The organism is Pseudomonas sp. BIGb0176 (assembly GCF_024810175.1).
Lineage (GTDB): Bacteria > Pseudomonadota > Gammaproteobacteria > Pseudomonadales > Pseudomonadaceae > Aquipseudomonas > Aquipseudomonas protegens.
Window position 1 is genome coordinate 952,480 of the sequence record NZ_JANUEC010000001.1, and the last position, 11,875, is coordinate 964,354.

An 11,875-nucleotide genomic window follows, 5' to 3' on the forward strand; every position below is an offset into this window, starting at 1 on the left:
CGGCCGATATCTCTGACAGGCCCGCGGACTTCCAACAGCGCGGCGCCCCACGTCGGCACAGCCCCTGATGCGCCGACGGCTCAACGGCATGGATGCCCGTCGCCCGTTCTCCCTCGAGAGTCGTCCTATGTCCTTGCGTAACCTGAATATCGCCCCTCGTGCTTTCCTCGGTTTTGCCTTCATTGCCTTGCTGGTCGTGGTGCTGGGGGTGTTTGCGGTCAATCGCATGGCGGTGATCCGCGAAGCCTCGGTGGACATGGAAAGCAACCAGCTGCCCAGTGTCGGCTTTCTCGGCAACCTCACCGAGAACGTGCTGCGCCTGCGGATTCTTTCCTTTCGTGTGCTGGTGAACCGCGAGCCGGCAGGCCTGGCAGAAGCCCAGACGCGCATCGGCGTGCTGGTGGACAACGCCAGGAAGGCCCAGGCCAGCTATGCGGCCTTGCCGGCGGGGCCGCAGGAGGCGGCGCTGTACAAGACCTTCGCTACGACCCTGGACAACTACCTGCAGGCGCAGAACGAGATGCTCGAACTTTCGCGCCAGAACAAGCTGGATGAAATGCGCAGCCTGATCAATTCGCGGATCAAGGAAGGCACAGACCAGATGGGCGAGCAGTTGAACCAACTGATCGCGATCAACGCTGCTGATGCCAGGAGCGCTTCCAAGGCTGCCGGCGAGCACTACAGCAGCGCCATCGCCGGGATTGTGGCGGTGGCTGTGCTTGCCGCGCTGCTGACCATTGTTCTGGCGCTGTTGCTCACCCGCAGCATCGTCACCCCCCTGAACAAGGCCCTGAATGCCGCGCAGGTGATCGCCGGCGGCAACCTGCGCCAGGCCATCGAGGTCGATGGCAAGGACGAGCCGGCGCGGCTGTTGCAGGCCCTGGCCGAGATGCAGGCCAGCCTGCGCCGCACCATCGAGCAGATCGCCGGCTCGGCGACCCAGCTGGCCTCGGCCTCGGAAGAACTCAGCGCGGTCACTGAAGAGGCTTCCCGCGGCTTGCAGCAGCAGAACAACGAGATCGAACAGGCGGCCACCGCGGTCAACGAAATGACCGCCGCGGTGGAGGAGGTGGCACGCAACGCGGTGTCCACTTCCGAGGCTTCCCGGCAGTCGACCCAGGCCGCTCGCGAAGGTCGCGACCGGGTGGTGGAAACCGTGGACGCGATCCAGACCATGACCCACGATGTGCAGAGCACCTCGGTGATGATCGAAGGCCTGGCGACCCAGGGCCGGGATATCGGCAAGGTGCTGGACGTGATCCGGGCCATCGCCGAGCAGACCAACCTGCTGGCCCTCAACGCGGCCATCGAAGCGGCCCGTGCCGGCGAGGCCGGGCGCGGCTTTGCGGTGGTGGCCGACGAGGTGCGGGCCCTGGCCCATCGCACCGCCCAGTCGACCCAGGAAATCGAGAAGATGGTGGCCGGCATCCAGAACGGCACGGGCGACGCCGTGGAGTCGATGCAGCAGAGCAACCAGCGTACCCAGAGCACCCTGGAACTGGCCCGTGCCGCGGGCGTGGCCCTGGAGCAGATTGCCGAATCCATCAACCAGATCAACGAGCGCAACCTGGTGATCGCCAGCGCCTCCGAAGAGCAGGCGCAGGTGTCCCGCGAGGTGGACCGCAACCTGGTGAACATCCGCGACCTGGCCACCCAGTCGGCGGCCGGGGCCAACCAGACCAGCGCCGCCAGCCATGAGTTGTCGCGCCTGGCGGTGGACCTGAACGCTCTGGTGGCGCGTTTTGTGATCTAAGCGTCCAACGGCGCTGGCGCTCGCTCGACGAGTGCCGCGCCAGCACCTAGGGTTCTGGCTGAAGCATCTTTCATGGAGAAAGCGATGCGCTATTCAGCCCTGACCCAACGGATTGCCGGAGAAGGTTCCGCCGCCTGGGATATCCATTACCGAGCTTTGGCCTTGCGCGAGCAGGGGCGCGATGTGCTGTTGCTGACCATCGGCGATCCGGATTTCGACACCCCCCGGCCGGTGGTCCAGGCGGCCATCGACAGCCTGCTGGCCGGTGACACCCACTATTCGGACGTGCGCGGCAACCTGGCGTTGCGCAGTTGCATCGCCCGTTGCCACCACCAGCGCACCGGGCAGATCGTCGATGCCGAGCACGTGGTGGTGCTGCCGGGGGCGCAGTGTGCGGTGTTCTCCGTGGCCCAGTGCCTGCTGGGCCCTGGGGACGAGGTGCTGGTGGCCGAGCCCATGTACGTCACCTACGAAGGGGTGTTCGGTGCCTGTGGCGCCACCGTGGTGCCGGTGCCGGTACGGGCCGAACAGGGCTTTCGCCTGGACCCGCAGGAAGTGGCGGCGCGCATCAGCCCGCGGACCCGGGCCATGCTCATCAACAGCCCCAACAACCCCTCCGGGGCCAGCCTGTCCCTTGATGACTGGCAGGTCCTGGCGCGGTTGTGCATGGAGCATGACCTGTGGCTGGTTTCCGACGAGGTCTACGGCGACCTGCTGTACGAAGGCCAGCACCTGAGCCCGGGCGGTCTGCCGCGAATGGGCGGGCGCACCGCCACCATCAACAGCCTGTCCAAGTCCCATGCCATGAGCGGCTGGCGGGTGGGTTGGGTGATCGCTCCGCCGGTGCTGGCCGGGCACCTGAGCAATCTGGCCCTGTGCATGCTCTATGGCCTGCCGGACTTCATCCAGAATGCGGCGGTGGTGGCGCTGACCCGTGAACTGCCGGAACTGCCACGGATGCGCGAGGAGTACCGCCAGCGCCGCGACCTGGTGTGCACGCTGCTCGGGCAGTGCCCGGGCTTGCGGCCAGTGCTGCCCGATGGCGGCATGTTCGTCATGGTCGACGTACGCCGCACCGGGCTGGGCGCCCAGGCGTTCGCCGAGCGACTGCTGGAGGGTTATGGGGTTTCGGTGCTGGCGGGCGAAGCCTTCGGCCCCAGCGTGGTCGGGCACATCCGCATTGCTCTGGTGCTGGACCGCGAACGGCTGGCCGAAGCCTGCCGCCGCATCGCCCAGTGCACCGCGCAACTCCTGGCCCTGTAGGAGCCGGCTTGCCGGCGAAGAGGCCCTTGAGTCTTCCATCGCCCTTGCCGACGCTTTCGCTGGCAAGCCAGCTCCTACAGAGGTGGGGCGCTTTCGGGGGTTAGAAGCGCAGGGTCGCGCCGGTGGTCAGCCAGCGATCGCGGTCTTCGGTCAGGTGCTGGCCAACGATCAGGTCCAGGTCCAGGTGCTGGCCCAGGTGCAGGCGCGGGCCGGCCTGCCAGCCCTGTTCGCCGCCGCGTTGGCCGTAGCGCTCGGCAATCAGGGTCAGGCTCTGGGCCAGGTCGTACTCCAGCCCGCTGCCCCAGGCCCAGCGGTGGCTCTGGTCGCCGTCGTCATAGGCGTGGGCCCAGCCGGCATTCAGGTTCAGGCGCAGGCTGGCAACAGGGCTGAAGGTCAGTGGCAGGGCGAGGTCGCCACCGTCGAAGCTGTGGCTGCGGTTCAGGGCCCAGTGGGCGGAGCCGGCCAGGGCCAGTTGCAGGCCCAGGTCTTCACGGTCCAGCAGGGCCAGCTTGACCTGGGGGCTGAGCTGGGTCTCGCCCTGGCCGTCGGCCTGCTGGCGCTGCATCGCGGCCCCCAGTTGCACCCAGGGCAGTTGGCTGAAGGTGCAGGCCGGGGCCACCACGCTGGTGTGGCTGGAGCCCTGGTGGCGGGTGCTCTGGTACCAGACATCGACATTGCATTCCCCGGGAGCGTTGATGGCGCCGTCGTCCACCACGTAGGCGCCGCCGGCGGCCTGAGCCTTGGAGCACAGGGCCAGGGTGGCGGTCGCGCTGGCGGTGAGGGCGAGGAACAGCAGGTTGCGCTTGAGCATGCGGCTTTTCGCGGCAGGCAGAGGGTGGCCAAAGGCGCTGGAACGCGAGGGGCGATGTGGGGTGTGCTTGGACATGGCGGATCTCGTTCTGGGTTGGGGCACCGGTGCATCTGGCGTGCGGGCCGGTGCAGAGGGTGGCGGCTTGGGAGGCTTACTGGTCGGCCATCGACAGAACCTGGATCTGCCGGGCCCGGGCCTGGGCCAGCAGTTCTTCGGTGTCTTCCCCACCGGGCAGGGCGAGGACGATGTCGGGGCGGCTGTCGGCCAGCATGAAGGCGTTGCGCAGGCGTTCGGCGTGCTTGCCATGGCGTTGCCAGTTGGGCGGGTAGCGGACGATGTCGGCGCCGATGTCCCGGGCCCAGTCCTCGATATGGGCGCCGAGGAACTGGCTGCCGCCATGAATCACCACGCGGGTTTCATGCAGGCGCTGAAAGGCGTCGAGGACCTGGCGGCACCGGCGGTCGTCGGCGTAGTAGCGGCCGGCGCAGATCAGGACGCGCATGGGCTGTTCTCCTTTACCGGGCTGATGCTGGTCTCGCCGGGCAGCGGTTCGTTGAGGTAAGCGTGCTCGATGTCCCGTTCACCGGCGCGCTCCAGGGCCGGGTAGGCCAGGGCGGCGATGTGGTGGTGAACCCGCCGGTAGTCGCGCAGCAAGCGCTGGAAAATGTCCCCGGATTCGGCCCAGGCGCCACGGTCTTCGCGCAACTTGCGAAAGTGCTCGCGGCTGGCGGCGGCTTCCAGGCGCCGTACGTTTTCCTTGCGCGCCACCAGTTGGTGGGCGGTGGGCAGGTCTTCGCGCAGGAACACGGTGATGGCCAGGCTCAGGCTGTCCAGCAGTTCCTGGTGCAGCGGGTACAGGGTGCTCAGCTCGAACTCGGAAAACGGCTCGCCACGGCGCAAGCGCCGCGCGGCCAGGTGCGCCAGGCTGGTGGCGAGAATGTCCCCGGCATGTTCCAGGTTGATCACCAGCAGCAGGATTTCCTGGGAGCGGTCGGCATCCTGGTCGCTGATGCCTTCCTTGCCGATATCCGCCAGGTAGGCGCGGATCGCCGCGCTGAGCAGGTCCAGGGACTGATCGATATGGCGCACCTGATCGGCATTGGCCTGGTTGGCGGTGCGAAACAGCTGCAGCACCCGGTCGAGCATGCCCGAGAGCATGTCGGCCATGCGCAAGGCTTCGCGGGCGGCGTTGGACAGGCCGATATTGGCCACTTCCAGGCCGGCTTCGTCCAGGTACAGCGGCATGCCCGGGTCGGTCACCGCGGCCGGGGCCGGCAGCAGCCGGGTCAGCAGCTTGGCCATTGGCCCGGTGAAACCGATGAACAGCAGCGCCAGCACCAGACTGAAGGCGGTGTGCAGGGCCACCACCAGCAGTGCCGGAGGCAGTTGCTCGATGACGTGCCACTGGCCCAGGGTGGCGATCCAGGGCATCAGCAGCGCCGCTCCCGACAGGCGCACCAGCAGGTTGCCCAGGGGCAGGCGCCGGGCCACGTTGCCGCTGGCGCTGAGCAGCGAGGGCAGGGTGCTGCCGAGGTTGACCCCCAGCACCAGGGCCATGCTGGTGGCCGGCGACAGCAGCCCAGTGCCGGCCAGCGAGGCGATCAGCAGCACCACGGCAACGCTGGAGTGGCACATCCAGGTCAGCAGCAGCGCCACCAGCAGGGCCAGCAGCAGGTCGCCGTCGAGGCTGGTCATCACCAGCTGGAACACCGGGGTGCCTTCCACCGCCCCCAGGGTCGCGCCGAGCATGCCCAGGGCCAGCAGCATCAGGCCCAGGCCGATCAGTGCGCAGCCGATGCTTTCAAAGCGCGAATCGTCCCGCAGGCGAAAGCACAGGAAGCCCGCCAGCAATGCCACAGGTGCCGCCAGCGAGAGGTCGAGGCTGAGCAGATGGACCACCAGGGTCGAGCCGATATTGGCCCCCAGCATCACCGCCAGCGCCGGGGCCAGGCCCAGGGTGCCGGCGGCGGTGAAGGAGCTGGCCATCAGGCTCACCGCAGTGCTGCTTTGCACCACGCCGGTGATGCCGACGCCGCACAGCAGCGCCAGCCAGCGGTTGTTCAGGTGTTGCCCGAGCCAGTGCCGCAGCGGGCTGCCGAAGCCCCGCAGGAGTGAGCCGCAGATCATCTGCGAGCCCCACAGCAACAGCGCGATGGCGCCGGCCAGGTTGATCAGAAGAGTAGTGCCCGACATGAGTATTCTCCCGGGACTGTGACAGGTTTCAGGCAATCGCCAGGCGCAGCGAGGCGCGGGTGATGGCGGCGCTGAACCCCAGCAGGAAACGCATTTCAACGGCGCTCAGCAGGCCCCGCACATAGAGGCGGATGCTCAGGCGGGCGAGCAGCCTGGCGCAGGCGCACAGGCCGCAGACCAGCAAGGCCTTCAGGCCGCGTTGCAACAGCGAAAAAGCTTTGAAAAACATGGCGATGCTCCTTTCGGGCGAACAGCGTCGCCGTCGACAGGGCGCTGGCCGCGCCGACGGTGGCATCGTTGGTTTGCTGTATCTGGTGCGACCGCCCTGGGGCGGTCGCACCGGGCTCAGGCCCTTAGAACCACTGCTTGAAGCGGCGGATGTACAGGGTCTTCATGGTCTGGGCGACCACGCAGTAGCTGAGCAGGGTACCCACCAGCCAAGGGAAGTATTCCCATGGCAGCGGCACCAGGCCGACCATGCTGCCCAGAGGCGAGAAGGGCACATAGATACCCAGTGCCATCACCAGGCCCGTGGCGAGCATGACCGGCAGTGCCGCGGTGCTCTGGATGAACGGGATCTTGCGGGTGCGCAGCATGTGCACCACCAGGGTCTGGGAGAGCAGGCCTTCGATGAACCAGCCGGACTGGAACAGGGCGGCCATTTCCACGCTGTTGGCGGCAAACACGTACCACATCAGGGCAAAGGTGGTGATGTCGAAGATCGACGAGGTCGGCCCGATCCACAGCATGAAGCGCCCGATGTTCTTGGCGTCCCACTTGCGTGGCTTGCTCAGGTATTCCTTGTCCATCTTGTCCCACGGCAGGGCCAGCTGGGAGAAGTCGTACATCAGGTTCTGCAGCAGCAGGTGGATCGCCAGCATCGGCAGGAACGGAATGAAGGCACTGGCCACCAGCACCGAGAACACGTTGCCGAAGTTGGAGCTGGCGGTCATGTTCAGGTACTTCATGATGTTGCCGAAGGTCTCGCGACCCTTGATCACCCCTTCCTCCAGCACCATCAGGCTCTTTTCCAGGAGGATGATGTCCGCCGATTCCTTGGCAATGTCGGTGCCGCTGTCCACCGAGATGCCGACATCGGCATCGCGCAGCGCCGGAGCGTCGTTGATGCCGTCGCCGAGAAAGCCCACGGTGTGGCCGTTGGCCTGCAATGCCTTGAGCACCCGGGACTTCTGCAGCGGGGTGAGCTTGGCAAATACCGTGCGCTCTTCCACCAGGCGCCCCAGCACTTCGTCGTCCATGCGCTCGATGTCACGACCCAGCAGCGGCTCGCCGACCTCCAGGCCGACCTCGCGGCAGATCTTCGCGGTGACGATGGCGTTGTCACCGGTCAGTACCTTCACGGTGACCCCGTTGTCGCGCAGGGCGGCAATCGCCGGGCCGGCGGTTTCCTTCGGCGGATCGAGGAAGGTCAGGAAGCCTTCGATCACCAGCTCGCGTTCGTCGCTGGCGCTGTACTGGTTCTTGATCTGGTCCCGGGCGATGTCACGGGTGCCCACCAGCAGCACGCGGAAACCGTCGCGGTTGTAGTCTTCGGCCAGTTGCAGCAACTCGGCACGCAGGGCAGCGTCGATGGTATGGGTGACACCGTTCTTGCGGACCCGAGTGGCGGTTTCCAGCATTTCTTCCACCGCGCCCTTGCACACCAGCAGGTGGTGGCCGCGGGCATCGGCGAGGATGACCGACAGGCGCCGCCGGACGAAGTCGAACGGTAGCTCATCCACCTTGCGCCAGGCGGCAGGCGGGGTGAAGTGCGGGTTCTCCTCGGCGAAGCTGACCACTGCGCGGTCCATCAGGTTCTTCATGCCGCTCTGGTGGTAGCTGTTGAGCCAGGCCAGTTGCAGCACTTCATCGCAGCGGCTGCCGCTGATGTCGACGTGATGTTCGAGGATGATCCGGTCCTGGGTCAGGGTGCCGGTCTTGTCGGTGCAGAGCACGTCCATGGCGCCGAAGTTCTGGATCGCGTTGAGGCGCTTGACCACCACCTTGCGCTTGGCCATGGCCGAGGCGCCCTTGGCCAGGTTGGCGCTGACGATCATCGGCAGCATTTCCGGGGTCAGGCCGACGGCCACTGCCAGGGCGAACATGAAGGCTTCGGCCCAGTCGCCCTTGGCGAATCCGTTGATCAGCAGAACGATGGGCACCATCACCAGCATGAAGCGGATCAGCAGCCAGCTGACGCTGTTGACCCCGCGGTCGAAGGCGGTCTGGGTGCGCGAGCCGACGATGGAGCGGGCCAGGGAACCGAAGTAGGTGCGCGAGCCGGTGGCCACGACCACGGCGGTGGCCGTGCCGCTGACCACGTTGGTGCCCATGAAGCAGATGTTCGGCAGGTCCAGCAGGTCTTGCTGATCGGCGGCCTGGGCGGTGGCGGACTTTTCCTGGACGGCGCCCAGGGTGTCGTACTTTTCAACCGGCAAGGCTTCGCCGGTGAGCACCGCCTGGCTGATGAACAGGTCGCGGGATTCGATCAGGCGGATGTCGGCAGGGATCATGTCACCGGCGGACAGCTGGATGATGTCGCCCACCACCAGGTCGCGCATCGGCACTTCACGCACCCGGGCCTGCATGCCCATCTGCTCGCGGCGCAGTACGGCGGCGGTGGTCCGTACCATGGCCTTGAGCGCTTCGGCGGCCTTGGCCGAGCGGTGTTCCTGCCAGAAACGCATCAGGCCGCTGGCCAGCACCATCACCAGGACGATGATGACCCCGGTGAGATCGGTTTCTTCGCCGGCCTGCAGCGGCAGCCAGAAGTCGGTGAAGAAACTGATACCGGTCAGGGTCATCAGCACATAGATGAAAGGGTTGTTGAAAGCCTGGAGCAACTGCACCAGAGCGTGTGGCGGACGGTCGTGGGCGACCTCGTTGTGGCCGTCCCGTTGCAGGCGGCCCTCGGCATCCAGTTCAGTGAGGCCGGCGGTGGTGGAGTTGACGTTGGCCAGGGTGACGGCCAGGCCGTTCTGGGCTTCGCGGGCGGCACGCATCGACAGCTTGTTGCTGTCACTGGTGGCGCTGGTGTTGCGGGAAGTTGGGGTTTTTACAGTCATGGTCTGTGCTCCTGCCGCCTGCTTGCGGCACGACACAGCAACACTCAACTAATTAAAGGCGAGCGAAAACATGTCGAGCCGCAGGTTAGCGATCGATTTTGATCTTGGCGTTTTTCAGGTTTTAACGTTCGCTGCCCAAACAATGAAGTTGTATGGGCAGCGAACCTACTACTGGCCTCTTCCATAACTTTCTCCAGTAACTTTATTAACTGACAGGCACTAGCGCGCCGCCGAACTTCAACTTTTAAAGTTCGTTTGCAAACAACGGAAAGTTACCGCTGGTTCAGGCTGAGCTGCGTGCCCCGAGGTACAGGCCGAAGATCAGTCCGGCCTGCTGCAGGAGCAGGGCAGCGCCCCGACTCTGCGGGTCCTGGCTATCGTCGAAGCACCAGCGTTGCTGCAACTGCCCGGTCATCGGGCAGACGCGCCAATTGGCTCGCAGGGCAGTCGAGGGGGTGGGGGCGGCACGAGAAAACGGCGAGCGCGCCAGAACCTTGGGCTCACGGCACAGCTTGACCCGCATGGTGGCGGCGAAGGCGCGAACGCCTGGCATTACAGAGGAAGTGAAGTGCATAACATTTGCCTCGCGACCGGACTGGTTCCGGGGGAGGCAAGTTACGTTGGAGCGTCAAGCCCTAGCGCAGCTTACCCGACCGCGTAGTCGAGTCCCGTCATTTTCAGGGTTAAGTGCCTGGCTCTGCGCAGCGGCAGTGACCAGACAGCGTCTAGATACTGTGTCCATTGGCTTCTTTAGTGAGTTAAACAAAGGGCCGTAATTACCGGCCCGCGCAATTTACTCAGGAGGGGTGCTGGAGTCAAGGTTAAATTGCCCTGAATCATTGGTCAGTTACGAAGTTTCAGGTGAGGTTCAGCTAAGGGTGGGAATTAGCTGATGCGAGAGGCGGATATATATAAGTTTCATATAAAGAAAGTGCCCATGACAGATGGGGATGTCATGAGCACTGAATATAGCGACGAGGATTATCAGTGCAGCAAGTGCTGGGAGATATCCTTGTAGGTCGCGCTATCGGTGGCCGCCATCAACTGCCGGCCATCCTTGAGGGTGCCGATGAAGGTCACTTCGTTTTCCGTACCCGCCATCAGGTACCCGGCCAGGGCGCCCACCGGGCCCAACAGCATGGCGCCGGCAATGCCGTAGCCCAGGGCGTCCTTGTTGGTGATGGGGCTTTCGCTGGCGATCTCCAGTGTCTTGAAGGCCGATGCCTTGACCTCGACGCCGTTGCTGTTGAATACCGTCTTGAGCCTGAAGGTGCCGTGCCGGTACTCGCCGGCGCCTTGCAGGAAATCACCTGATAAAACCTCAATCTTTGCCATGTTGAATCATCCTTATCCAAGCATAACCAGACAGGCCATTGAGCTCTCCGCCAGGGGGAGCGTCAACGGGGTTGCGATGAAGGGTGCTACCGCCAGTCAGCAGCCCTCGTTCATTCAGCCTCGGCCAGGTCACCCCGGGCCATGCTGATCCAGATCAGGGCTGTGAAGGGTTGTAGCAGCCCACGGGGCACCGGCCGTCGGCTTCCGACCAGTGGCTGGCCGGGGCCGGGCGCTCAAGGTGATGTTAAAAAATGTTAGATTGAAAAACTTCTTCACATAATCCGTTCATTGGTGGATGATCGTTCACAGCCAAAGCTCAACCTGATAACAACAGCAACAGGATGGCCATGATGATCGATTCGCTCCTGCCTCTCTCGGCACCTGCCCACGGTGCCATGCACCTTCCGGGCTTGCCGTCTGGCGCTGCGCCTGTTGCTGCCTGTGTTGCATTTGCCGGACCTGCAATCCGGATTTCCCTGTCCTGCCCGGTTCTTGCCCGGCGCCTGTCTGGCGCGGCACAGTCCTGGTCTATTTCTGGAGTCCCCCATGAATAACAACAATGTCGGTGTCATCGGTCTTGGCGCCATGGGCCTGGGCATCGCCCGGTCGTTGCTGCGCAGCGGTTTCAAGGTGCATGCCTGTGACGTCCGTGCTGCGGTCACCGAGCAGTTCGCCAGCGAAGGCGGCGTGGCTTGCGCCTCGGCGGCGCAACTGGCCGGCGAATGCGATGTGATTGTCACCGTGGTGGTCAATGCCGAGCAGACCGAAAGTGTGCTGTTCGGTGAGGGCGGGGCGGCAGCGGCACTGCGTCCCGGCAGCCTGGTGATCGGCTGCGCCACCGTGGCCCCGACCTACGCCGTGGACCTGGGCCAGCGCCTGGAGGCCCTGGGCCTGCTCTACCTGGATGCACCGATCTCCGGGGGCGCGGCCAAGGCTGCCGCCGGCGAGATGACCATGATGACCTCCGGCCCGGCCACCGCTTACGCCAGGGCCGAGGCGATTCTGGGGGGCATGGCCGGCAAGGTCTATCGCCTGGGGGATGCCCATGGCCTGGGCTCCAAGGTCAAGATCATCAACCAGTTGCTGGCCGGGGTGCACATTGCCGCCTCTGCCGAAGCCATGGCCCTGGGACTGCGCGAAGGGGTGGACGCCGATGCCCTGTATGAGGTGATCACCCACAGCGCGGGCAACTCCTGGATGTTCGAGAACCGCGTTCCGCATATCCTCAAGGCCGACTACACACCGCTGTCCGCGGTGGACATTTTCGTCAAGGACCTGGGGCTGGTGCTGGATACCGCCCGGGCCAGCAAATTCCCGCTGCCGCTGTCGGCCACCGCGCACCAGATGTTCATGCAGGCCTCCAGCGCCGGTTTTGGCCGCGAGGACGACTCGGCGGTGATCAAGATCTTCCCGGGCATCGACCTGCCCGTGGCCAAGCCCGATGCCGAGTGAGGA

Annotated in this window: 10 protein-coding genes and 1 pseudogene; 4 read left to right on the forward strand and 7 right to left on the reverse strand. The window is 65.1% G+C overall.

The window, feature by feature from the left end; all coding sequences use genetic code 11:
* Nucleotides 1-127: 127 nt before the first annotated feature.
* The 3 genes and pseudogenes from M2395_RS31725 to M2395_RS04140 all read left to right on the forward strand — a co-directional run.
* Nucleotides 128-895, forward strand: a pseudogene (locus tag M2395_RS31725) (MCP four helix bundle domain-containing protein); the annotation flags it as partial.
* Nucleotides 890-1,753 carry a methyl-accepting chemotaxis protein gene (locus M2395_RS31730; RefSeq protein ID WP_370059506.1) on the forward strand — a complete coding sequence of 288 codons (864 nt, stop codon included), beginning with the start codon at nucleotides 890-892 and terminating at the stop codon, nucleotides 1,751-1,753. The pseudogene M2395_RS31725 and the gene M2395_RS31730, both read left to right, overlap by 6 nt.
* An 84-nt stretch (nucleotides 1,754-1,837) precedes the next feature.
* Complete coding sequence (locus M2395_RS04140) at nucleotides 1,838-3,016, forward strand: pyridoxal phosphate-dependent aminotransferase (protein WP_123430673.1); 1,179 nt, start codon at nucleotides 1,838-1,840, stop codon at nucleotides 3,014-3,016.
* A 100-nt stretch (nucleotides 3,017-3,116) separates the two neighbouring features.
* Here M2395_RS04140 and M2395_RS04145 read toward each other — a convergent pair whose 3' ends face one another.
* The 7 genes from M2395_RS04145 to M2395_RS04175 form a co-directional block, all read right to left on the reverse strand.
* Nucleotides 3,117-3,902, reverse strand: coding sequence for a hypothetical protein (locus M2395_RS04145; protein ID WP_053158903.1), 786 nt, complete (start codon nucleotides 3,900-3,902; stop codon nucleotides 3,117-3,119).
* 76 nt (nucleotides 3,903-3,978) lie between these two features.
* On the reverse strand, nucleotides 3,979-4,329 hold the full coding sequence (locus tag M2395_RS04150; protein ID WP_041752297.1) for a DUF2493 domain-containing protein: 351 nt from the start codon (nucleotides 4,327-4,329) through the stop codon (nucleotides 3,979-3,981).
* Nucleotides 4,317-6,020, reverse strand: a complete 1,704-nt coding sequence (locus M2395_RS04155; protein WP_123430674.1) for a Na/Pi cotransporter family protein — start codon at nucleotides 6,018-6,020, stop codon at nucleotides 4,317-4,319. The genes M2395_RS04150 and M2395_RS04155 overlap by 13 nt, the downstream gene beginning before the upstream one ends.
* A 28-nt stretch (nucleotides 6,021-6,048) precedes the next feature.
* Nucleotides 6,049-6,249, reverse strand: coding sequence for a hypothetical protein (locus M2395_RS04160; protein ID WP_015635857.1), 201 nt, complete (start codon nucleotides 6,247-6,249; stop codon nucleotides 6,049-6,051).
* A 124-nt stretch (nucleotides 6,250-6,373) separates the two neighbouring features.
* Complete coding sequence (mgtA, locus tag M2395_RS04165) at nucleotides 6,374-9,085, reverse strand: magnesium-translocating P-type ATPase (RefSeq protein WP_011061631.1); 2,712 nt, start codon at nucleotides 9,083-9,085, stop codon at nucleotides 6,374-6,376.
* Nucleotides 9,086-9,368: 283 nt separating this feature from the next.
* Nucleotides 9,369-9,659 (reverse strand): hypothetical protein, encoded by a 291-nt coding sequence (locus M2395_RS04170; RefSeq protein WP_041118511.1) that lies wholly within the window; start codon nucleotides 9,657-9,659, stop codon nucleotides 9,369-9,371.
* A 410-nt stretch (nucleotides 9,660-10,069) separates the two neighbouring features.
* Nucleotides 10,070-10,420: a hypothetical protein gene (locus tag M2395_RS04175; protein WP_011061629.1), complete on the reverse strand. Its 351-nt coding sequence runs from the start codon at nucleotides 10,418-10,420 to the stop codon at nucleotides 10,070-10,072.
* Between the two features lie 546 nt (nucleotides 10,421-10,966).
* Between M2395_RS04175 and ltnD the strand changes: the two genes are divergently transcribed.
* The gene (ltnD, locus tag M2395_RS04180) at nucleotides 10,967-11,872 is read left to right on the forward strand and encodes an L-threonate dehydrogenase (protein ID WP_011061628.1); all 906 of its coding nucleotides are present in this window, start codon (nucleotides 10,967-10,969) and stop codon (nucleotides 11,870-11,872) included.
* The last annotated feature ends 3 nt before the right edge of the window (nucleotides 11,873-11,875 follow it).